The sequence below is a fragment of the Virgibacillus sp. Bac330 genome, assembly GCF_003667845.1.
Classification (GTDB): Bacteria; Bacillota; Bacilli; order Bacillales; family Amphibacillaceae; genus Virgibacillus; species Virgibacillus chiguensis.
The window spans coordinates 2201657-2225266 of sequence record NZ_CP033048.1 but is presented as its reverse complement, the minus strand read 5'-3'; the positions used below and the strand labels follow the sequence as shown (position 1 = coordinate 2225266).

General features: G+C 36.1%; 22 protein-coding genes. 17 read left to right on the top strand and 5 right to left on the bottom strand.

The features are described from left to right. Window positions 1-24 precede the first annotated feature (24 nt). The 5 genes from D9780_RS10380 (at window position 25) to D9780_RS10360 (ending at window position 4877) form a co-directional block, all read left to right on the top strand. Window positions 25-783 carry a FixH family protein gene (locus D9780_RS10380; RefSeq protein WP_121640039.1) on the top strand — a complete coding sequence of 253 codons (759 nt, stop codon included), beginning with the start codon at window positions 25-27 and terminating at the stop codon, window positions 781-783. A gap of 339 nt (window positions 784-1122) precedes the next feature. Continuing rightward, on the top strand, window positions 1123-1686 hold the full coding sequence (locus tag D9780_RS10375; protein ID WP_121640038.1) for a hypothetical protein: 564 nt from the start codon (window positions 1123-1125) through the stop codon (window positions 1684-1686). A 25-nt stretch (window positions 1687-1711) separates the two neighbouring features. After that, entirely contained in the window at window positions 1712-2659 is a 948-nt protein-coding gene (locus tag D9780_RS21545; protein ID WP_162985838.1) for a winged helix-turn-helix domain-containing protein, read from the top strand. 369 nt (window positions 2660-3028) lie between these two features. After that, on the top strand, window positions 3029-3604 hold the full coding sequence (locus D9780_RS10365; RefSeq protein WP_121640036.1) for an MFS transporter: 576 nt from the start codon (window positions 3029-3031) through the stop codon (window positions 3602-3604). Between the two features lie 49 nt (window positions 3605-3653). Then, the gene (locus tag D9780_RS10360) at window positions 3654-4877 is read left to right on the top strand and encodes an ISL3 family transposase (protein ID WP_121638963.1); all 1224 of its coding nucleotides are present in this window, start codon (window positions 3654-3656) and stop codon (window positions 4875-4877) included. Between the two features lie 640 nt (window positions 4878-5517). Here the strand turns inward: D9780_RS10360 and D9780_RS10355 are convergent. The 3 genes from D9780_RS10355 to spoIIP all read right to left on the bottom strand — a co-directional run bounded on the left by D9780_RS10355 (window position 5518) and on the right by spoIIP (window position 9441). Next, window positions 5518-7062, bottom strand: coding sequence for a flotillin lipid rafts scaffold protein FloT (locus D9780_RS10355; RefSeq protein WP_121640035.1), 1545 nt, complete (start codon window positions 7060-7062; stop codon window positions 5518-5520). A 138-nt stretch (window positions 7063-7200) separates the two neighbouring features. Beyond that, the gene (locus D9780_RS10350) at window positions 7201-7737 is read right to left on the bottom strand and encodes an NfeD family protein (protein ID WP_121640034.1); all 537 of its coding nucleotides are present in this window, start codon (window positions 7735-7737) and stop codon (window positions 7201-7203) included. Window positions 7738-8328: 591 nt separating this feature from the next. Beyond that, window positions 8329-9441, bottom strand: a complete 1113-nt coding sequence (gene spoIIP / locus D9780_RS10345) for a stage II sporulation protein P (RefSeq protein WP_121640033.1) — start codon at window positions 9439-9441, stop codon at window positions 8329-8331. A gap of 523 nt (window positions 9442-9964) precedes the next feature. Here spoIIP and D9780_RS10340 point away from each other — a divergent pair. The 6 genes from D9780_RS10340 to D9780_RS10315 all read left to right on the top strand — a co-directional run bounded on the left by D9780_RS10340 (window position 9965) and on the right by D9780_RS10315 (window position 16040). After that, on the top strand, window positions 9965-11080 hold the full coding sequence (locus D9780_RS10340; protein ID WP_116278009.1) for an ABC transporter ATP-binding protein: 1116 nt from the start codon (window positions 9965-9967) through the stop codon (window positions 11078-11080). Continuing rightward, window positions 11077-12015: a carbohydrate ABC transporter permease gene (locus D9780_RS10335; protein WP_121640032.1), complete on the top strand. Its 939-nt coding sequence runs from the start codon at window positions 11077-11079 to the stop codon at window positions 12013-12015. Before D9780_RS10340 ends, D9780_RS10335 begins: the two co-directional genes overlap by 4 nt. Continuing rightward, complete coding sequence (locus tag D9780_RS10330) at window positions 12012-12830, top strand: carbohydrate ABC transporter permease (protein ID WP_073005577.1); 819 nt, start codon at window positions 12012-12014, stop codon at window positions 12828-12830. The genes D9780_RS10335 and D9780_RS10330 overlap by 4 nt, the downstream gene beginning before the upstream one ends. 52 nt (window positions 12831-12882) lie before the next feature. Further along, window positions 12883-14232 (top strand): ABC transporter substrate-binding protein, encoded by a 1350-nt coding sequence (locus D9780_RS10325; RefSeq protein WP_240458806.1) that lies wholly within the window; start codon window positions 12883-12885, stop codon window positions 14230-14232. Between the two features lie 217 nt (window positions 14233-14449). Continuing rightward, window positions 14450-15205: a glycerophosphodiester phosphodiesterase gene (locus D9780_RS10320; RefSeq protein ID WP_116278006.1), complete on the top strand. Its 756-nt coding sequence runs from the start codon at window positions 14450-14452 to the stop codon at window positions 15203-15205. 16 nt (window positions 15206-15221) lie between these two features. After that, window positions 15222-16040 carry a glycerophosphodiester phosphodiesterase gene (locus tag D9780_RS10315; RefSeq protein ID WP_121640030.1) on the top strand — a complete coding sequence of 273 codons (819 nt, stop codon included), beginning with the start codon at window positions 15222-15224 and terminating at the stop codon, window positions 16038-16040. Window positions 16041-16173: 133 nt separating this feature from the next. Here the strand turns inward: D9780_RS10315 and D9780_RS10310 are convergent, their stop codons facing one another. Together D9780_RS10310 and D9780_RS10305 are read right to left on the bottom strand one after the other, a co-directional pair. Further along, window positions 16174-16311 carry a YjcZ family sporulation protein gene (locus D9780_RS10310; RefSeq protein ID WP_073005569.1) on the bottom strand — a complete coding sequence of 46 codons (138 nt, stop codon included), beginning with the start codon at window positions 16309-16311 and terminating at the stop codon, window positions 16174-16176. 27 nt (window positions 16312-16338) lie between these two features. Further along, window positions 16339-16440, bottom strand: a complete 102-nt coding sequence (locus tag D9780_RS10305) for a YjcZ family sporulation protein (RefSeq protein ID WP_073005567.1) — start codon at window positions 16438-16440, stop codon at window positions 16339-16341. A gap of 349 nt (window positions 16441-16789) precedes the next feature. On the opposite strand from D9780_RS10305, the gene D9780_RS10300 reads away from it, so the two are divergent. The 6 genes from D9780_RS10300 (at window position 16790) to essB (ending at window position 23537) form a co-directional block, all read left to right on the top strand. Then, entirely contained in the window at window positions 16790-17047 is a 258-nt protein-coding gene (locus tag D9780_RS10300) for a hypothetical protein (RefSeq protein WP_073005566.1), read from the top strand. A gap of 342 nt (window positions 17048-17389) precedes the next feature. After that, a complete protein-coding gene (locus D9780_RS10295) occupies window positions 17390-17686 on the top strand; it encodes a WXG100 family type VII secretion target (protein ID WP_077704690.1) in 297 nt (98 codons plus the stop codon). Between the two features lie 178 nt (window positions 17687-17864). Then, window positions 17865-21398, top strand: a complete 3534-nt coding sequence (gene esaA / locus D9780_RS10290; protein ID WP_121640029.1) for a type VII secretion protein EsaA — start codon at window positions 17865-17867, stop codon at window positions 21396-21398. Continuing rightward, window positions 21373-21870: a type VII secretion protein EssA gene (gene essA / locus D9780_RS10285; protein WP_162985837.1), complete on the top strand. Its 498-nt coding sequence runs from the start codon at window positions 21373-21375 to the stop codon at window positions 21868-21870. The genes esaA and essA overlap by 26 nt, the downstream gene beginning before the upstream one ends. Window positions 21871-21882: 12 nt before the next feature. After that, window positions 21883-22134 (top strand): EsaB/YukD family protein, encoded by a 252-nt coding sequence (locus D9780_RS10280; protein ID WP_073005558.1) that lies wholly within the window; start codon window positions 21883-21885, stop codon window positions 22132-22134. A gap of 113 nt (window positions 22135-22247) precedes the next feature. Next, complete coding sequence (gene essB / locus D9780_RS10275) at window positions 22248-23537, top strand: type VII secretion protein EssB (RefSeq protein WP_073005557.1); 1290 nt, start codon at window positions 22248-22250, stop codon at window positions 23535-23537. The last annotated feature ends 73 nt before the right edge of the window (window positions 23538-23610 follow it).

The following is a 23610-nucleotide window of genomic DNA, read 5'->3' as shown; positions in this document are numbered from 1 at the left end:
ATTTAAAAGGGGATTTGTTGTATCATGAGAAGAAGATTTTGGATGTTTATTGGAATTATTGCGTTAATCTTAATGACCGCATGTGGACAAGAAGAGAAGGCTGAGAAAAGTACGGATGCTAAAGAGGAGGAGCCGAAAGAGTTAAAAGTGGATTTTGAAGTTCCTGAATCAGCTGAAATAGGAGACACTGTTGAGTTGAAAGCAACGGTAACTTATGGGGAAGAAAAAGTAACAGATGCAGATGAAGTGGTGTTTGAAGTTTGGGAAAAAGGTAAGAAAGATGACAGTACTAATTACGAATCTACCAATCATGAAGATGGCACTTACACCGCAGAAGTTACTTTTGATAATAACGGTGTATACGAGATGTTTGCTCATACAACCGCTAGAGATCTGCATACGATGCCGCAAAAAGCGATTACAGTTGGTGATGTGGAAAATGTAGAAACAAAGGATGACGAAGAACATGCCAACCACGAGGGAACAGACGGATTTACGTTACACTTTATGGAACCAGAAAATGTGGCAGCGGGAGAAGAAACCGAGTTAATGGTACATCTACAAATGAATGAAAAACCTTTAGAAGAAGCTTCTGTTCGTTATGAAATCGGTCGGGAAAATACAGCGGATAAAGAATGGGTAGACGCTGAAGAAGGTAAAGCAGGAGAATACACAGGTTCTTATACATTCACAGACAAAGGGAAATATCAATTAATTGTTCATGTAGAAAACGATGATGATTTGCATGAGCATGAAGAGTATGAAATTACAGTAGAAAAATAACGACGCGTCTCACTTATAAAAATAATTGGTAGAAAATTGGAGTCTACACTACTACTTTAAAATATAAAAATAAATTTCTATATGTGGAATGGTTCAATACGTAATACTAAAAAATGTAGCAGCGTTATAGCGTTATTTTATGTAATGCCACTATAAGTAATGTAGAAAGTAATCCCTCTTATGCTTTATAATTTGGAGGGATTACTTTTTTTGCTACAAAAGTGTAATGATGTAGACTTGTATAAAAAAGTTAGGTTACGCTTAAAGAAAGCTTGCTAAGCTATGTTTTCTAATTTGTATATCTTTACGTTGCTGCTTAAAATAAAAAGAGGTGGATTCATGAATGTCAAACGAATCGTAGATATAGCCAAAGAGTTAGACAAAGCTCAAATTACCTGGGGAATTGGCGGTTCTATGCTGTTAGCTTACTATGATATTGTAGATCATGTAAATGATATAGACATTATTGTAGAACCAGAGCATATAGATAAGGCTGTCCATGTTTTACAAAGGATGGGAAAAGAAAAAGAAGTAGAGCGCCACAAGCCATTTGCTACCGTATATTTTCATAAGTTTCGTGTGGAAACGGCAACTGTGGATATGATGGCTCAATTTCAGTTAGAGCATATAAATGGTTTGTATACCTATGATTTTTCCAATTATTCCGTCAAGCGGCATAACTATTTAGGGGAGGTACTTCCATTCTGCTTACTAGAAGATTGGTTCGTGCTTTATCAATTAATGCCAAGAAGAGAGCAAAAAGTCAGGTATATGGAAAAATATTTCCGAAAACACGGCATTTCCCATACAAATGTTTTACAAAATGCATGTAAGCAGAATTTACCTGCTTCAATAGAAATGAAAATATATGCTATATTGGAGGAGAACCATAGATTACGTTAAACATCCTAATGGGAGGAGGAGATACATGATTTTATTTCAAGTGGATAATTATTCCATAACTATACATGGTCAAACTATCGATCTTCTCAGAAAAGAATACTTACTATTGAAATATTTGTATATGAATGCGAATAAAGCGTTATCTCGAAATCATATTTTAGAAGGAGTTTGGCCACTACAGTCTCCGTCTGATCGAACAGTAGATGACCATATTTATCGGTTGCGAAAAAAATTAAAACCTTATCGATCCTTCTTGACCATTGAAACGATGAAAGGATATGGATATTGTCTGCGTATAAATAATACTTATGTAACAAATGAAGAGACACATTTAAGGAATAATGTTGAAATACAATCTTTGTATGAACAATTAATTTCCAAATATCATCTATATGGAAATGGGCAAGCTGTTAGAAACCTTTTGGATGAGAAAGTGTTTACTGTACAAATGGAAGAATCGATCCGTGCTAGATTGTCTTTTTTTAATGGCGACTTTTCTTCTCTATTAAAGAATAAAGACTTGCCTATAAAGGAAAAATCTTTTTGTTATCTTTCTTTTTATGCATTAGTAAACACAGACCACTATTATAATTATGGATTACTGAAAAGATACATAGAAAAAGGCTTCATTGATGAAAAAGATTTACCCGAAGTGTATTTATTAAGTTCTTTTATGTATTTACAGCTGAGTCATTCGGAACAAGCATGTTTACTTTTGAAAGAAAAAGACGCTTTTATTTTAAATGAAGAAAATGGCTTTTATGGTTTTCAACAGCTTTGGTGGCTTATGTACGCCTTGTATATAAAAGATGATTTATTAACAGAAGAAAAAATAGCAGAACTCCATCAATTTCTTGATACAAAGAGCTACCAAAGAGAAAGAGGATTATTTTCTTTATTAAAAGGATTTTACTATATTCAATTAAACAAAGAAAAACAAGCTTTAGATAGTGTACAGCATTTACTATTTTAGAGAGAGAAGGATTTCCCCTTCATATTCTTTTATCTATAAATATAGGGGAACTACTGCTGTCAGTTTATTCAAACTTCCGACTCAAAGAGTTACTTAAATACTTACGTGAAACCTACGAAACAAACTATCACACAGACCACTATAAAGAAAAAATAAAACAAGAACTTTTATCTTGCTTATAACTACAGTAACCGTTTTTATTTAGGAACTGTTTTTTAAAGTTTATGAAGGTTATAAAGTTAATGTCGGCTGTTTCTTCAGGGAACGTACGTTTTTATTATGACATTTTTTCATCCTCTGATATTCTTCTGACATTCCATTGCTATCCTTTCGTTATACAACTCTAAACCGAAAGGGAGTATATGGATTTTGAAGATTAGTGTCATTTCTCCAATATATATTATTTTAATCAATGCCATCTCCTTATTAATGTCAGCACTTATTTTATTTAGCATTCTTAGAAGTGCTAGTTACCATATTATCAGTACGAATGGTGAAGTGGAAAGACAGACTGAAGGCAGCTTTTTTCGTTTATGGATGGAAGGTTGGATGGTTATTTTAAGAAGGAAAATCTTAATTTTTAGTATGTTGATTATGGTTATAGGGGTTACAGGAGTACAAATGGTCGATATCCAAATTGGTGTTATATTACGTATGTTTGCTCCTGCAAAACCTGAGCTAGCTGGCTGGTTAATGGGTGCTTCTGGATTAGGAGCTGTTTTGGCTATCCTTGTATTAAATCGTTATACAGCTTTGAAACAATATGGCAGGTTGTTAGGCCTAAGTTTGTTTCTTGTTGGCATTGGATTTGGTGGAGTTGGATGGTTAACACATGGTTTTCTAACAATATATCTTCTATTACTTGGATTTATTGCTGGAATAGGGATTGGATTGTTGAATAGTATATTCTCTTATATTGCCCCTTCGCTGATTAAAATGAAATAAGGTTGGACATACTGAAAACTATCAAAATAAAATGTTAGGTGGTTTTCATATGTTAATAGAAATTAAGGATATTGAAAATGTGTTCCATATTCCAGAACCTTGGTATATCCATGTCTGTATATTTGATGAAATAAAGCAACAGCTAGATGTCTATTTAAAAGTAGATAGAGATGCTTTATTTTCATGTTCGGAGTGCGGGGCTAAAAATCAACGTTTTTTTGATATTGCTGATTACAACCGGACATGGCGTCATTTAAACTTTTTAGAATACCCATGCTATATTCATGCAGAACACCCACGTACAGATTGTGAAAACTGCGGAAAAAAGCGTCGTGTTTCTATCCCTTGGGCTATAAAACCACGAGCTTCTTTTACAAAGCTATTTGATGCGTGGATTATGATGCTTGTTAAAGACATGCCAATGAATGCAGTAAGTCGCTTAGTGGGGGAGCACGATACACGTTTATGGCGAATATTACATCATTATGTAGATCAAGCTATGGCTCATCAAGACCTTTCTCATGTTACTAAGATTAATACGGATGAAACGTCATCAAAGCGCGGGCACCAATATATTACTATATTTGTGGACTCAGATAAAAAGAATGTCATTCATGTTGCCAAAGGAAAAGATGCTGCTACATGGAAAACGTGTAAAGAACGCCTAGAAGAACAAGGTGGTCATGCGAAAAATATAACAGAAGTCTGCATGGATATGTCACCTGCTTTTATTAAAGGCGCCTCTGACTATTTTCCGGAAGCCTCTATCACTTTTGATAAATTTCATGTGATTCAAGAGGCTAACAAAGCTGTAGACGAAGTTCGTCGCAACGAGCGTAAGACATGTGCTGAGCTCAAAAATACCCGTTATGCTTGGTTGAAAAATGAAGAAAATTTAACGAAGAAACAAAAAGCCATGCTGGATAAACTGAAAGATACAGAATTAGATACTGCCAAAGCTTATCGTATGCGACTTTGTTTGCAAGAAATTTATCAATACCCTGCTCCCATCGCTCCTATGGTATTGGAAGACTGGATACAATGGGGATTACGATCTCGACTAGAACCAATGATAAAGCTGGCAAAGACGTTAAAAAAGCATTTTGATGGTGTAGTTCAATGGTTTCAATCGCAATTAAATAATGGTATTTTAGAGGGTATTAACAGCTTGTTCCAGACGGCTAAACGAAAGGCAAGAGGGTACCGGTCTGATAAAAATATTGTAGCTATGGTGTATCTTCTTGCTGGGAAACTAGACTTTTCCATCAAATAAAAAGAACAGGTATCAGTATGGAGTCATGTGTCGCTCGCAACCAAACCCGTTCCCTTGTCCAATACTTAGGATACCACCTAGAAAGAAAATTATACATCGAATAAGATGTTGCTTAATTGGACTTGTATCAGGTGGTGATTGTGGAGCGAAGCAATTAAATCCGTTCCCTTGTCCGGTTTTGATTTGGTTTTTTCATAGATTTTATAGAAGCTATTAAACTGTGTTTTATGCTATTTCATCGTATTTAGCGAAGAGCCCTTATATTATTCAAATGAACACATCCACCTCAGAAATAAGTAGAGTTACTGGCATAACAAATACTGTTATAAGCAGTACAGTGATTTTATCTCCTCTGATAGGTGGTTTATTGGCCGAAGTAGTAGGTATTATTTCATTGTACCGTTGGGTTGGAATTAGCCTAGTAATAGTTTCTATATTTTGTATAATAAGTAATAAATGGTTCAATGAGGGGCGACTATTAAACGTTAGGGAACAAAGTATATCATAATGAAAAATAGTTGTAAGAAAAACAAAGCAATTATTCAATCTAGGAAGCTGCTTCACATGTAAAAGTAAACGTTAAAAACATAGAAGAGAGAGGCACTTTGTACAATGCCTCTCTGTTTAAAGACCCTTATAGTTATTCGTTGTCTACATCTGCTAGTTCTCTATTTAATTCGTCTGTTTCATATCGTGGGCTACCTAAATCATAATCATCTGTCGTGTGCTTTTTACCACTTATATTTTCCAACAGCTCTTTGACATCAATGCCGGAAGATGCCTTCAATGACTCTTGTAGATTTGCCATTAAGTTTGTTGCATATCCAGAAACTTTATTTGCTCCACCCTCTGCATTATTGCTACCTGTGTCTACTACAGTAATTTTATCAATATTGGAAAGTGGACTAGCGACTTCTTTTGCATATTCTGGAAGCATTTTAATAATCATATCTAGAATAGCTGCTTCTCCGTATTGTTCAAATGCTTGCGCAATTTCTCGTTTTGCTTCTGCTTCTGCTAAACCAGTAAGCCTGATGACTTCTGCTTCTGATTCCCCTTGAGCTCGTTGTGAATCTGCTTTAGCAAGACCGTCCACACGTACACGTTCCGCTTCTGCTTTTGCTTCCGCTTCAATACGATATTGATTTGCCTCTGCTTCTGTCATTTGTTTCATTTTATCTGCTGTAGCTGCTTGCTCTACAGCATAACGATCAGCATCTGCTTTCTTTTTCACTTCTGAATCGTATTGTCGCTCACGCCGTAAGATTTCTTTTTCTTCCAGTTCGATTTGTTTTTGTCGTTCAATGATTTTAATTTGCATTTCCTGTTCAGTAACGTCTTGTTTAGCTCTTGCGGTTTCAAAATCATACGCTTGGTCTGCGCGAGCTTTCGCAATATCCTGCTCACGACGATAGTCGGCTGTTTTTAACTGGTTGACTTTTTCTGCTTCAGCGATTTCTGTTGCGCGTTCTAATTCTGCTTTTTTCGCCTCTTTGGCAGCTTCTGCTTGCTTAATCCGCGTTTCTTTATCTGCCTCAGCTGTAGCGATATCTGCATCTCGTTTTACTTGGGCGATTCTAGGTTTACCAAGAGATTCTAAGTAACCATTTTTATCTTTCACATCTTTAATCGTAAAAGAAACAATAATAAGTCCCATTTTTGCTAAATCTTGTGAGGCGACACGCTGTACCTCCTGTGAAAATTTATCCCTGTTTTTATAAATTTCTTCTACCGTCATCGATCCTAAAATAGAACGAAGATGCCCTTCTAGTACTTCTTTCGCTTCTACTTCCCGATCTTCTTTCGTTTTTCCAAGAAATTGTTCAGCAGCAGTAGCAATTTCACTAATGGACCCACCTATTTTAATAATCGCTGTTCCGTCTGCCATGACTGGAACTCCTTGTTCTGTATAAACTTCAGGTGTTGTTACTTCTAATTTGCTAGATAGTAGACTGAGAGGCTCTGCTTGTTGGAACACTGGCAATACAAATGAGCCACCGCCGCGAATGATCTTAATTTTGTTTCCAGATTCATCGATATGGACATTTTTCCCACCAAGATAACTTCCAGTGACAATAAGTGCTTCATCCGGACCAGCTGTGCGATATTTGGAAACAAAAATACCGATAAGTGCTACGAGTAAAAATAAAACAATACCAATAATAATCCAAAATCCTTCAAACATAGAATTCCTCCTTAGATTTGTTTTGCTAAACAGATAATCCCTTGCTGAGTGCATTTGAAAATAATTAAAATGCATGCACGGAATGGGCTGAAAAAGTGTAAATTACTAAAGTAACATGCTTAGAACTCGTGCATGTTTCTATGCATCTAAAACATCCTTCGAATAAGCTTCAGCATAGAGCACGCCACCTTTTATATCTAAAATTAATACTTCTGTTCCTTCAGGTATGGGCTGGTTGTGATACGCTGTTACAGGTTTAGAGATTCTACCACTTTTGCTTTCAATAACAACTTCTCCGTATCCATCTGCTGGAACGGGAATGATAATTTTGCCGACACGCCCAATTAACGATTCCTCTGTATAGCCAAGAGATTCTTCTGCAGAAGCCAAAGGAACCAAAATAAATACATTTAAAAGCGTATCAAGAATAAAGGCAATAAGCATGGCAATGAAAATAATGATTAGGCTGGACAAGGATGTTAACGTTTCAAGTAAGTAACCCGTTGCTGAAAAGAAAGTGACAAAGGCAAGAATAAGGATAGGATTAGCTATAGGAATTACTTCACCAATCCCTTCTAATATATCGCCAAAAAGCATGTAAATAATGGTTAGGGCTGCAGCAATAATCAGCATGTATAAATATAATGTCTCGATTGGCAACCCAAAAACAGTCATATGTATTCCCCCTTTTTAAGCCGTAGCGTATAAAACCTTAGGCTTTATAGAATATGAAAAACGACAATTTTCAACATGTTAGGCAATGAAGTTCGTTTTTCTACAAAAGTAATGGAAATCATTTACTTATAATACGAGTGAGTGAATAAATAGTTTCAGATTAAAGTAAATTAATTTTAGAAAATGTACCGAATTTTAGACGTCTCGCTTATTTCGCTATAAGATACCCATTTCAAGATTTGAAAGAGGAGGATGGGCAAATTTAAATGGAGAAGAAAACCATGTGTCGCTTATGAAAGATGGACATTATAAATACCGTTATGCATTATTTTTAGTACTAGTAGTGCTTCTCTGTCACTGCTCCCTTGAAAATATTCGTCTATTTCAAGGGAGCCAGTGTATATACATTTTTTTTGGAAGCTAACTAAAGACGCCTTTGTAATTACTCTTATTCAACTGAATTCAGCTCTTCTCATTTATAGCATAGGAAAGTATTTTTTTTTGGCTTTATCGTATAAGAAAAACAAAGAATTTCTCCATAAGGTTTGGCGACAAGTTATGTTTATCTCATATTCTTTTATTCCACATAAGTTACCTCTCTGTCGTTACTTGCTCAGCATTTTTGTAATATTCTCCAATTACTTTCCCTAAAGCTTTCGTTGTATTGGATAGTTCTTCTTTATTATTATCTACGCCACCAACTTCGATTAGGATGGACTGTTTGGATAAATCTTGATTGTAAATACCATTACCATCTGTGTGATCTTTTAAAAAGATACCGCGACTTATGCCAGGATAATTTTCTTCTAGTTGGGCATTGAGCTTTTCTACAAATGCAAGGTTTTCTTTGTAATTTTCATGTTCCTCACCAACAATAAAATACAATTTGGCAAATGGCTCTCCGTGAATCGTCGTAGTAGTAATATCTTTACGCTGGGCATCACGATGAATATCAATAAAATATTGTATTTTCTGGTTGCTTGCCATCGCTGCTTCTACCGTTTTTCGAGATAATCGGTAGGAGTCGTAATAATCCCAACCTTGCTCGTGTAGAGCAGCAGTAACGTTTGTTCGATCATGAAAAGTAGGTATACCTTGCTTTTCTAATTGCTCCGTTAACATGGAGCCTACTAGAACAATATTTTTTGCATTATCCGTACTAGATGCTTGTGATGGTTTTTGTTTATCTTCTCCTAATAAGGGTAAAAATCCCTCCCAACTATGACTATGGTAAACATACACTTCTGCTTCTTGCTGATCCGTTTTATTTTTATCGTCTGTTTGCTCTTCTTCCGGTTCTTCTTTTAATAATTCCTCAAAATCTGGTGGCGGGGATTCAATAGGCATGGATAATTCATCTACACCGTTTGAAACAAACGAAAAATGAAAGTCAGGGTTTCTTCCAGGAAGTGCTAAATCTAGTAAGCTTGAGAAATTTCTAGGCGAAACACCAGATGTGGTTTCTAATAATAGTTTTGGTAAATTTGCCATTTGTATATCATTTTCTTCAAGTGTAGTTTCCATTTGTGGTATTTCTGTGCTCATAACCATATAGAGTGCATCAGAAAAAACAACTGATTCTGTTATTCCATCAAGCAATGGTAGCTGAAAGAATTTGCTTTGAAATTGGGGTAAAGTAAGGAAAAAAATGAGTGAAAATATACTTGTCATAGCTACTAACCCGGTTAATAATACACGTTTCATTCTATGTCAGCCTTTCTTTGTTTCTTTAACATATTCTATGCAAGAGAGACTTTTTAATAGAACGAACAAATATGAAAACATGTCATTTTCTACCGAGAAGACAATACTTGGAAAAATTCTACTTCAGTGGACAGCTTATCCATGAATCCATTTGGCAAACATATTGCATTTTTTCCTATCTGATCTTTCCATTGCTATTTCTTATTGGACAAGGAAAGCTATGCATGCGAACAATGAACGAAGAAACTGATTGTCATTTTCAAGGAGTAACGGTGCTTCTCCTCCGCTACCTTATTCTAGCATTGTTTGCCAGAAGGGGGATTATTCAAACAAAGCTAGACGATAGCTTAAAGTGCAAAAACACCTAATTTAACTCTTCTACATGGAATATTAAGGAAACGTTAAAAACATTAAAATAAAGCAAATATTATGTAAAAACACCCAAAAACAATAATTATTATGTTTAAATAAACGTGGAAAAGGAGCCTTAGAAGTAAGTTATTACATTGAGGGAGGGTGAAGAATGAGCAAAGTGGAGTTATGGGATATCTCCAAATCTTATGACAAACAGGCTAATGTATTAAATGGTATTAACCTGTCCATAGAGGCAGGGGAGTTTTTTGTGCTAGTAGGACCTTCTGGTTCAGGAAAAAGTACGTTATTACGTATGATTGCTGGTTTAGAAGAAATTACAGGAGGCACATTAAAGATTGCCGATCGTATAGTAAATCATTTACGCCCAAAGGATCGTAATTTATCCATGGTTTTTCAAAATTATGCATTGTACCCGCATTTAAATGTAGAGCAAAACATTTTATTTGGCTTACATGCGAAGAAAGTAAGCAAACAAGAGCAGCAGGATAGATTGAAAAAGACCACAGAAATGATGGGGTTATCAGAGTTGTTAAAAAGAAAGCCTAGGGAACTTTCTGGAGGACAACGACAAAGGGTAGCACTTGCTAGATCTGTTGTCAGTGAAGCACCTCTTTGTTTAATGGATGAGCCATTGTCTAATTTAGATGCGAAACTCCGTGCGCATATGCGTATAGAAGTTAGAAGATTACAAAAAAAGTTGGGTTTAACCATGATTTATGTAACACATGATCAAGTGGAAGCCATGACGATGGGTGACCGAATTATGGTTTTAAACGATGGGGAAATTCAACAAGTTGGAGAGCCGATTGCATTGTATAATGAGCCCGCTAACTTATTCGTTGCCTCATTTATCGGATCACCAAAAATGAATCTCGGAAAAGCTGTGTTCAATCAGCAAATGTTAAAGGTAGAAGATTTTCTTGAGATTGATATGGGTTCTATACAACCTGCCACAAAAATTGTCCAAGCTAAAAATCTTACTATTGGTATTCGTGCAGAGCATATTTTACCTGCCGTTGATCGGGAAGCTACGCATCATCTAGATGTAATTAATGTAGAACAGCTTGGAAATGAAACACTAGCTACATTTGAAATAGGTCCAGAATTATGGACGGCTAAATGGTTAGGGCAATGGTCGATAAAAGTTGGGGAAAAGGTACCCGTACATATTTCCAGAGATAAACTGTGTTTTTTTGATACAGATTCAGGTTTATTACTAAAAGCAGCTTCTTCAACAAAGGAGAAAGAGGTTGCGGTCGTATGAAAGAAGCAGTCGTACTACAAGAGCAATATAGGAAAATTAACTTCCTTAAAATCAAGAAAAAGCAAAAGCGTATCCGCTTTGTTAAAGGGATGCTGTTTCTATTACCTTCTATGATATTGTTTAGTGTATTTTTATTTTACCCAATGGCGCGAACATTATATTTAAGTTTTTTTCTGACTGATAACAGTGGAGCCACAACGGTTTTTGTAGGCTTGGATAACTTTAAAAACATCTTCACATCACCTATTTTTTTGAAAAGTTTACAATCCACTTTTTTATTCGTGCTTTACACCGTGCCGGGTACGATTGTAATTAGTTTGTTTCTCGCTGTGATTGCCAATGAAAAATTAAAAGGAATCGGTTTATTTCGAATGATTTTTTCCTCTACCATGGGAATTTCTGTAGCTGCGGCATCTGTATTTTGGATGTTTTTATTCCATCCGACGATGGGGTGGTTTAATCAACTGTTAGAGGCGGTAGGGTTAGAGGCAATTGGTTGGCTAACAGATCCAAAATGGGCGCTTATTTCTGTATCTATATCCACAATTTGGATGAATCTTGGCTTTACCTTTTTAATTCTTTTAGGTGGTTTACAATCGATAGATTCGCATTTGTATGAAAGTGCAGAAATTGATGGCGCTAGTTATTTATATAAATTACGAAGAATAACGATACCAATGCTGTCGCCTACGTTGTTTTTTGTCATTACCGTCTCGTTCATTAATGCGTTTCAAACCTTTGGTCAAATTGACATGTTAACCCGTGGTGGACCGCAAAATGAAACGAACTTACTTGTGTACTCTATATATCAAGAAGCATTTGAAAATTATCAATATGGGACAGCGAGCGCACAAGCAGTTGTTTTGTTTGTCATTATTCTTTTGATGACATTGTTACAATTTAAGTTGGGAGAGAGGAAGGTGCATTACCAATGACGATGTCTATTAGTAAAAAGCTGGTTTTTTACCTTCTTCTTACCGTATCTGCATTGTTGCTGTTCGCCCCAGCGATTGTGGCGTTTTTAATGAGCTTTATGTCGAGCCAAGATATTTTAACAGGGAAGATTCTACCAGAAACATGGACGTTGGACAATTATATAAAAGCCTTTGAACGTTTTCCTTTATTTGGTTATTTGATGAATAGTTTTATTGTCTCGTTGCTTATTACGCTTGGACAATTGTTGTTATCAAGTATGGCTGCATATGCTTTTGTGTTTTTGGAGTTTAAAGGGAGAGATACGTTGTTTTTTATTTTTATTGCGACAATGATGATCCCTTTTGAGGCTTCGATTATACCTAATTTCCAAACGATAAGAGGGCTTGATTTATTGAATACGTATACTGGGTTGTCCTTGCCATTCTTTGCAGTTGCGTTTGGCACGTTTCTGTTACGGCAACATTTCAAACAAATCCCAAAAGAATTAAAAGAGGCAAGTGAAATAACGGGGATGGGCGATGTCAAATTTTATCTAACTGTCGTTCTACCTGTAGCCAAGACGAGTTTAGTAACTTTAGGAGTATATGGCTTTTTAACTTCTTGGAATATGTATCTCTGGCCTTTACTTTCTACCACAGATGATACGGTTCGAACCGTTCAAATAGGATTAAAGCAATTGCAATCACAGGAACAGCTTAATGAGTGGGGAGTTATTATGGCTGGCGGGCTAATTGTGGTTTTACCAACATTAATTTTATTGTTTTTAGGGCAAAAGAAATTGCAAAAAGGTTTAACAGAAGGCGCAATAAAATAACACAATTCTATCTTAATAAAATAAATAACATTGTCAAAAGGAGCGAATAAAATTGAAAAGAATACTCGTATTTACTTTAGTTATTTTTACGTTCATACTTGCTGCCTGTAGTTCCGAGGGAAAAGATAGTGGAGGTACAGCAAAAGCGAAAGAAGATGGAGAATCAGGTGGCAAAACAGAGGTAACGTTTTGGCATGCAATGGGCGGTCAAGCACAGGTTGCCTTGGATGAAATCGTAAAGAAATATAACGAATCCCAAGATGAAGTTCAAGTCAATGCGGAATATCAAGGGACATATGAAGAAACGCTATCAAAATACCATAGTGTAGGTGGAACTGACGATGCACCAACCATTGTGCAAGTAAATGAAATTGGAACGATGTCGATGGTTCACAGTGGTAACGTGGAACCAATTCAAAAGTTTATTGATGAAGAAGGTTATGATATGAGTAATTTGGAGGAAAATATTACGAATTATTACAAGGTTGATGGAAAGTTTTATTCCATGCCTTTTAACTCCTCTACACCAGTCATGTATTATAATAAAGATGCATTTAAAGAGGCTGGTTTAGATCCAGAAGCACCACCAGAGACCTATGAGGAAGTAGAAGCAGCAGGCAAAGCAATTAAGGAATCCAATTCTGACATGAAAGGCTTTGCGCTGCAAGCTTATGGCTGGTTATTTGAAGAATTGTTAGCAAATCAAGGTGGTCTGTTATTAAATAATGATAATGGACGTGGGGATACAGCGACTGAAGTAGCCTTTGATAATAAAAAAGGAAAATCGATTTTTGAATGGGTCAAACGTATGATGGATGAAGATACATTTGCAAATTATGGAACGAATTCAGACAATATGGTAACTGGATTTTTAAGTGGCGATGTAGCTATGTTTATGCAGTCTTCCGCTAGTGCTAGAGATGTGATTGATAATGCGCCATTTGAAGTAGGTGTTGCTTTTATCCCATATCCTGAGAAAGAGGAGCGCCATGGAGTTGTAATTGGTGGTGCGAGCCTTTGGATGTCTAAAGGAAAGGCAGAAGAGGAACAAAAGGCCGCTTGGGATTTCTTAAAGTATGTGCAAAAACCAGAAGTACAAGCTGAATGGCATGTAGGGACAGGGTATTTTGCCATCAATCCTGAAGCATATGAACAGCAAGTTGTGCAAGAAGCGTATCAAAAAATGCCGCAATTACAAGTAACGGTAGAGCAATTACAGGCTACCAAACCTTCCATAGCTACACAGGGAGGACTCATGGATATGATACCTGAAGAGCGTAAAATTATTGAAACAGCATTAGAGACGGTATACAATGGCGGCGATGTCGATGAAGCATTCTCGACTGCTGTAGAACAAGTGAATGCGGCGATTGAACAAGCAAACACTGCTCGAGGAGAGTAGATTATAAGAAGAGAATGAAGCTAGTAGTTTCATTCTCTTCTCTATATAAAGTGATTTATCTCGGATGTGAAATGCTGTAAGACTCGGACTTCAAAAATGCGATGCGATCTGGGTAAATCGAAATTTCTATTTGAGAAAAGAAAGTAAATTTTCCCTAATAAGGATCTTACGTGGTAAGTATAAAATGGATCACTTTTACTATTTAAGGAGGGACTTTATGGAAACAAAAATTTATGGTCATCGAGGCAGCATGGGAACATACCCAGAAAATACGTTGTTAGGATTTATGCAAGCTATAAAAGAAGGTGTTGACGGGATTGAATTAGATGTGCATATGACAAAGGATGGAGAAATTGTCGTTATTCATGATGAATTTTTAGATCGCACAACAGATGGAACAGGATATATAAAGGACTTAACGTTAGAAGAAATAAGAAGACATAGTGCTGGGGTGAAGTTTTCTCACTTTGACTTATTTGAGGATCAATGGCGCTTGGAACAGGTTCCTACTTTACAAGAAGTTTTAGAATTGTTAAAACCGTATTCGATTGAACTAAATATTGAATTAAAAACGACGAAGTTTACGTATAAAGGAATAGAAGAAAAAGTGCAGCAAATTGTGCAAGTTTATGGTAATAATAGAAAAGTGATTTACTCATCCTTTCACTTACCAACATTGCTTCGAATAAAACAATTAGACCCAAATCATGAGATCGCGCTACTCGTAGAAGGAAACTTACCGCATCCGCATGAGTATATGGATTGTTTTCATTTAGAAGCTATTCACGTTTCTCGAAAAGGGATTTTAAACGGGGTAGACTATTGGCGTCCTAGTTTTCCAAGGTTACGAGCATGGACAGTGAACGATATGAATGATATGAAGCAGTTGCTTGATCTTCGGGTAGCTGCAATCATAACGGATTATCCAGAAAAGGCAGTGTTCTACAAAAGTGAAAGAAAATCATTTGTTTAACAGAATAGGAGGGTTTTTGTTCATACTACTATTGCTTACAAGCTTATCGTTATATGCTCATGCAGAAATTCAAATAACGCCTATGGTTACAGAAAAAGCAGAAATCTATGCGCATAGAGGGGCAAATGATCGTTTTAATGAAAGTACCGTTACTGCTTATGAGATAGCGGCTAGAGATGGTGTGGATGCGTTAGAATTAGATTTACGAATGACAGAAGATGGAGAGCTTGTTGTCATGCATGATGACACCATTGATAGAACAACGAACGGTAGCGGCAAAGTATCTGCGTATACGTTTGCGGAATTGAGGGAGTTTGAGACTGTTGAAGTCTTTCAGCAAGAGGAGAAACGGGAAACAATACCAACTTTAGAAGAAGTATTGCAAGTTTTTGAAAAAAAGGAGCATTATTATATTGAAACACGGCTCGTTCATGGTAAAGCGAAGATGGAAACAAAATTAATTGAATTATTAAAGGAATATGATCTGCTTGATCGACAACATGTCTCTTTTCAATCATTTTCAGAATCCAGCTTGGAACAATTGCAGCTGCTTGCTCCGTCCATTCCGTTAACATTACTGTTTAAAAAAGGGGCATTTAATCTTGAAAAAGCAAAAGAGGTGCCATATTCTGCTATTGGAGTAGAGTCGACGGATGTGAGTTTACAAGTTGTAAACGAGCTTCATAAGCAAGGAAAAGAAGTACACGTATATTTTACCGATTTGGCAACACAAAAACAAGAACAAAAACGTGTCAAATCTTTTAATGTTGATGGCTATTTTACTGACTTTATCAATTATACACAACAGTTATTAGACGATAAGACGATTAAGTAGTTAGGAAAGCATGTTTTTCATGAGAAAGTAAGAAGGCTTTTTATTTTTACGGGGAAAAATAATCTACAATTCTATACAAATTAAAAAAAGCAGGTCGCAATAGGGACCTGCTTTTTCCTGTAGTGGTAAAATCTTAAAAGCATGCTGCTCCAACGATAATGAGTAAGATGAATAGAACAACAATTAAAGCAAATCCGCCGATACCACAGCCATATCCAGCAGGTGCGGAGTAACCGTATCCTCCACAACCGCAATTATATCCATATCCCATAGTTTATCCTCCTATCTTTATGAATTGTTAACAGATGTAGGCAACCCCTACGATAATTAACAGAATAAACAATACGACAATTAAGGCAAATCCACCGCCGTAGCCATAACCTGCAACAGCTTCACCCATGTTAAACACCTCCAGTTCTTTTACAATAATAATGTATGCCTAAGCAATGAAAATGATATGGGTGATCACCTAGTATGCTTGAATTTATTTGAAAGAAATTTTGTGAAATAGCGTTATACATACTATTACCCCTAAGATTTTTAATACTTTAGGTAGGCCAAAAATTTTAGGACTTGTAGTATAAGAAAAATAGTTTATGCCTTCTGACTGGATGACAAGCTGAATTTTGCTAAAGGATATTTTTTAACATTAATTTTCCGCTCATTACCTGAGTAATTTGTCTTTTACAGGGCTAATTACTATCTCATATGATGTTGTATCTGACTTATACATTGGGGGTGAAATTTATATGTCAGGTTCGCATTATTATTCATTATGTCAACGTCATATGGGAAAGGCTGTAGAGATTAAAACACATTGTGGGAAAGTTCATCGAGGTATCATTGAAAAAGTGAGCCCAAACCGAGTTTACATGAGGCCGTTAGATAGAGGACGTGGACTGGGAGGCTTTGGTTTTGGTTTTTATGGATTTGGATATGGATTCGGCTACGGTGTTGCTTTAGGTGCAATTGCATCATTAGCCATATTACCGTTTTTCTTTTGGTAAGAATTCGTTGATTTTTCTTGTTATTTGAAGTGCTTCTATAGGAGAGTTTAGAGTTGATTCTTTTAGTCGATGAATCAACTCTCTTTCCGTATAGTGATAAAGATATTAACTGGCAAAAAAATGAAACTAATACGATAGTCCTAAATTTTGACGGGGTAAATATTTCCTAATTTTACCATGTGAAAAATGTACATTCGGTATAAATTAGGTCTTTATTATCAATTATCCAAAAAATGCATATAGTCAATTGACATAGAAAATTCGGTTGATTAGTCTTGTAGGAAAGAGGCTAATTACTTTATTTCGCCTCTAAGTAAATGAACAAAGGGAGATGAGATTGTAATGGCAGGACAAATTCGTATGACGCCTGAACAGCTACAGGCAAAAGCAAAACGGTATGGGGCGAGTTCTGATCAAATTGAACAAATTCTAAGAGATCTATCAAACCTACAAGAGGAGCTGCGCGGTGAATGGGAAGGTCGTGCTTTCGAACGCTTTGATGATCAATTCCGCGAATTGAAGCCTAAAGTGCAAGATTTTGCTCATTTAATGAAAGAAATTGAGATGCAATTAACAAAAACTGCTGAGGCTGTTGCACAACAAGACGAAGCATTGTCCCAAAATTTTGGACTTAGATAAGGCTTATATATGAGCGAAAAATTGTCGTAAACAACGTTTCGTGACTCATTATGAGAGCTGCACGGCTTAAGTTGTGCAGCTTCTGTTTTGGAAAGATAGTATAAAAAAACGAACAAGATTTTGCGATTAGTGATTCATGTAACAAAATAAATTGTGAAACTTCTAGGAGCTGTTTGTTATGAAAAAATGGGATAAACGCTGGTTCCTGTTTTTAGTATTAATCGTTATCTTAGCATCAGGCTTATCCTATCTTGCTTTAAGTCAACAAGAACAAACAGAAAAGGATGAATCAGAATCAAATAAAGCAATGGCTGTAGCGCTTGTTAATGAAGATGAGGGGTCTATCTTAAATGGACAAGAACTAGCTTTTGGAGAGGCTTTCGTCCAAGGAGTGAACAATGAAGACAATCACGAGTGGTTTGTAGTTAGCCGCGGGGTAGCAGAAAGTGGCTTAAAACGTGGTACATATGACATGATGATTGTGATTCCTAATGATTTTTCCGAAAAAGCGCTATCTATTGATTCGGAATCGCCAGACCAAGTCGTTTTAAATTATAAGATTAACGCAACGGATAATGAGCAAATAAAAGCGGAAGCAGAAAAAACAGCCAGTAATATTCTTAATCAATTTAATCGTAGGATTATTGACGTTTATTTTGCAAGTATTGTCGGAAATCTGCAGAATGCACAGGATAATATTGGTGGCATTATTGAAAAACAAGCCGTATTTACAAACACTATGAGCAGTGAAGTGTATAATCCTTTAGATAATTATACCAATCAATTTAGCACGATAAAAGATAGCACAGAGGTATCGAAGGATAGCTTTCAAGGCTTTCAGGAAATAATGAATAACTTTGAAAAAGAGCTGTTAGATGATGCAGAACTGGATGAAGATTATTTGTCATCTGTTCATGATGTTAAAAAATTAAAAGAGCAAAATAATACGCAAATTCTCGAATTCTATCAAACTTTAAATGAATTTGATCGCTCCTTAAAGCAACAGGAAGTAGAACAAGAGTTGGAACGTTTACAGTTGGCAAATAAATTGATTAATGAACAATTACAGAACAACGGCGGTATGGAAGAAATTAAACCACCTGTGAATTCTGTAATGTATCAAAGTAATCCCGGAGGTAATATTGCAACAAGAGCGAATGTATTAAGGAAGCATTTAGACGATTCATTAACGCAAGTCCAGAAAACGTATAATGATATTGAAAAACGAATAAACCCAGAATATTGGGGCGGTTTTACTGGGGTAATTTCAGATCGTTTAGATGGACTACTTACCAGCAAGCTGGGTAAAGATGATCAACTGGTAAATATGCTTTTAAAAAAGCCAGCTGTTCATGCAAAAGACAATATTCATAAGCACATAAGAAGATTACCTTCAATGGATATGGAGGACTTTGAAGAAGTCGGTTTGCCAAAGCGGACAATCAAAGAAATTAGAAATGTTATTGCGGTAACAGAAAAATATATGAATGAAGACGGCTTAGGCAAAGATGAAAATCTTAACCCGGGTGGTGACCCAACCAAACTCCTATCATATAAGATAAACAAACTAAAAGAAAAGTTGCATACTTCAGGGATGACGATGTCTGATTCCGTCAAGTTGCCAAAAAATGAAAAATCAGCACAAACATTCAAATTAAAAATACCAAAGCGTATTCTCGAAAAATATAATGTGGAAAACTTACAACTTACCATTCCTGGTATTGGCGAAGAAGATTATACAAGAGAATATTATGATGGTGAAATTATTCTTCCAGCGAATGAAGAAGGTGTATTTACCGTTCAGGTTACACTACGGTTGCGTGATAAAAATTCAAATATAGACATACTCCAACCAATTCCTTGGGGATGGAATCTTCATCAAAAAGATATTAATAATGTAGATGTTCCTGAAACAGCCCAAATTGAAACAGCAGAAACACCACTTGTTGCCAATGCAAAGGTAGAGGTGGAGCAACAAGGAAAAAATGTTGACACTTCAGATAATAAAGCGAAGCAAAAACCAACTTCAGAAGAAAAGTCTGAGGGAAGCAATGAACAGAGCGATTCTGAAGAAGGTGGAAGTTTAGGTGAGGATGGAGAAACACCTGGAAATAATAATCCGGACGAGCCAGGGGGCGGGGATGTCTCAGATGAGGATGAACCATCGGACGAAGAAGATAGTGTCCCGCTTGAGAAGCTAAAACCAGCAACCAAAAGAGTTAAAGTCATTAATAATCGCATTAACCATGAAATTATGACTCCAATGGAAGGAATGGATAAAGCGACGAATCAATTAATTAAAGCTGTAACGAACACGGTAACCCCTTACCAAAAACTATTCTCAACCTATGAAAGTTATTTTGGTTTGCATATGGGGGGGCCGAATTTACCGGAACAAATTAAAGGTAAACCTTTAAAAGAATTAGCTACTAAAGATTCGTTATATTATCTTTTTAATAAAAAAGATGTCCCTGGTTTAATCAAAGACTATATTGTCTTACAAATTAGTGATGAAGTGGCTAAAGAAATCCGCACTCCATGGGAACAATTACAAGCTCAAATAGAAATCCATGAAGAGAAAGTTGCATTAATGAACAGCAATGCGGATGCTTTAGTGAATAAAATAGATGAAACTGCTGAAAGAGCTAGGGTCTTGAATAAAAGTCTTGAAGCAACTTTAAGTAATGTAGAAGCTTGGCGAGAGAAAAGCTTGAACTTACTTGAATCTCAAGAACAAATTCAAACAAAAGAAGATGAAGAGCAGTCTGCCATCGTTTCCTTGGATGACAGCTTTCAGCCACTACTATCAGCTAGTCAATCTTTGTCGGAGCAAGCACAGAGCAATGTAAATGAAGGTGATGTAGTTTATGATACTTTCGATAGTATTAATGAGCAAGCGACGACGATTCAAGAAAGTGGCGATGATATTGTTCAACAAGTAGAAACGTTGTCAGAAAATATGACAAATAAATTAATGGATGATGAAAATTTTGCCGAGAACTTCACTGGTGTATTAGCAAATAGTCGTATTGGTGACAGGCAAAATGAAGACTTATATGATTTCTTATCCAATCCAGTTCAAACAAGTAATGAAGGAACGATTACATCCAGTGATTCATTTACACCATACTATCTTGTGTTAATCTGTTTCATTGTTGTCTTGTTTACAGCCTATGTTATTTCAACAATAAACCAGAAGCGTATGGAGAGGGATCCATTTTCGGAAGGAAAAACAATAATGAGCCTGAACACACCAATTACACTTATAACGATTGGTATTGGCGTATTAGAAGGCATTGTGATTGGTGTTGTATCTAGTTATACAATGAAAATTGCTGATAGTGATATGTTAATGCTTACAACGCTTATTATCTTATTAATTACTGGAATGTTACTTTTTTCCACTTATTTATTAAGACAAGTTAAAATGATTGGTATGTTTATACTTTTAGTGGTGCTCAGTCTATATCTGTTCTTAACAAATGCTTTGGGAACAGGTATAAAAGGAATGGAGACGTGGAAAGAATTTTCGCCACTGCAATATGTTGAAACCCTTTTGTTTCGTGTTGTACAAGGAGAAGCTAATTACTCCGCGTCCATCTTTATTATGATTGGTGTTGTAATAGTAGGTGCTTTAGCCAATTTGTTTGTTGTACATCGCTCAACACAAAAAGGGGATGTGGACAATGAAAAAGAAGCAGAGGCTAGTTAAAGCGATCCTCACACTTGTTATTAGCGTGCTGGTTGTTTGGGGATACCAAGCACCAGCGGCTAGTGCCGATAGTGATGGAGACTTAGAAATGAAAATTGACCGTATTGTGGAAGATGATAAGAAAAATACAGTTAACCAGGAAACAGAGTTAGAAAAGATTTTCCCTACACTATTTACAGAAGAAACATCTAAAATCATTGCTGAAAAGAAAGCGGAGCAGCAGCAGTCTTTAGAAGAACTGGAGTCAGATCTCTTTGCAAAGGATGTGCAAACAAATAAGACATTGGATTCTGTTAAAGACGACCTGTTCACGAAAGATTATGAAGAGATTGCCGCATCTACCTCGAAGCCGAATAAAGATGAGATAGCAGAGACAAGCCAATCTAGTAATACATGGCTATATGTGTTAACAGGTTTTGCTTTACTTTTATGTGGTGGAATCTATGTAATGATGCAAAAAATGTTAAATTAGGAGAAATAACAAATGGCACAAGATACCCATATTAATGTGACAATGGATTTTAACTACATTGGATGCGGAGTTTACGACCTCCGTATCCCCACACAATTAACGGTAAAACAATTACTCTATTATGTAACAGATGCTCTACATATTACGCTACCAGATCATTCTTACTATGCCATCAAAGTTACCACGAAGAAGCTGTTCATTGCAGATGATGATTATATCATCGATTACCCTGTTACAGATGGAGATATATTAGTTGTTCAATAACAAGAAACATATGGCTTATATGAATGATCGCTAAAATGATCGAGCTTGACACAATATGTCGTGTTGTAAGCGGAATATGCATTTTTACTGGAGGACAAAGGAGTTAATGGGAAATGAAGGAAAAAACAATCGAATTTGAAAACCTCACATTGCAATTTGAAATGGATCAAACTAATTGGAAAATGCGTTTACCGAAATCACAAACCGCTGTACATGATGTTCGCCAAATGGATATCATGTTACATCCTTCTGATTTTTTTGCCCCGCTTACTATAGAGGAAGAAAAAGATGCATTTCAATTTACATTTAAGTTAGAGCCTAGATGGAAAAACTGGGATCATCTACTGCAATTACATAGAAATGAAAAATTACGATTACTTTGCAACATGTTGCAATTAGAGCCTATTTTGAACACGAGGATAACTTTTGTTCTTCATCCTGATAACCTGATGGTTAATGATAATCTGATGCCTGTTGTTATCTATCGAGGTATTCGCAAGCTTGTACCACCTTATGAATGGGATGAAGCAGATTTTTTAAAACAATTAAAATGCTATGCGATCGCTTTATTCTCTAAAAAATTTAATTTTGATCAGCTTTATCATGGGTCATTACAAAATGCAACGGAAACCGAATTCCAACGACAGGTAAGTGAAGTAGCCGACTTAGCAGAGCTCAAGGATTTATTGTATAAAAGTTATCAGGAAGAACAAGTCAAAACAGAACAAACGATGACAGTTGTACCAACGAAACGCTTTCGTTTATTTAAGCAACTTTCGATTATTATGATTATCGTTTCCGTATTGTTAACCGTTCCCGTCATTTATTACGGCATTATAAAAGCACCTTACCAAGATAATCTATTAGAAGCTCACGGTGAGTATTTGGCTTCTTCCTATGGCGATGTTATTTCCACTTTAGAGGGGGAAGATCCAGAAAAGCTACCGATTCAAACGATGTATATTTTAGCTCATTCCTATATTAACGTGGAAAACTTACCTGATGCAGAGAAGGAAGTTATTTTAAAAAATGTCAGTTTGAAAAGTGATCCTGATTACTTAGCCTATTGGATTTATAATGGCAGGGGAGAATTTGATACATCGCTTGAAAAGGCCAAGTACATTGATGACCCTGTCTTAATTATACACGGACTTATTCAAAAGATAGAGGAAGCTAAAAACAATCCAGACTTAACAGGATCAGAGAGAGAAAAGACTGTTAAAAAGTTACAAGATGAACTAGAACAGTACCGTGAGGAGTTTGATTTACAAGACGAGGATGAAGAAACAGTACCGGCAAGTGAGTCAGAGGCGGAAGATACTAACCAAACAGAACAAGAAGCGCAATCAAATGAGGACAATAAAAAGAAAGAAGATAGTGGTGACAAAGAAAAGGAAAAATAGCTTTTTAGCCATCTCTTAAATTAATCTTTCGTGTTGCTTCATCGATACACACGTTCATTACAGGTATGACATC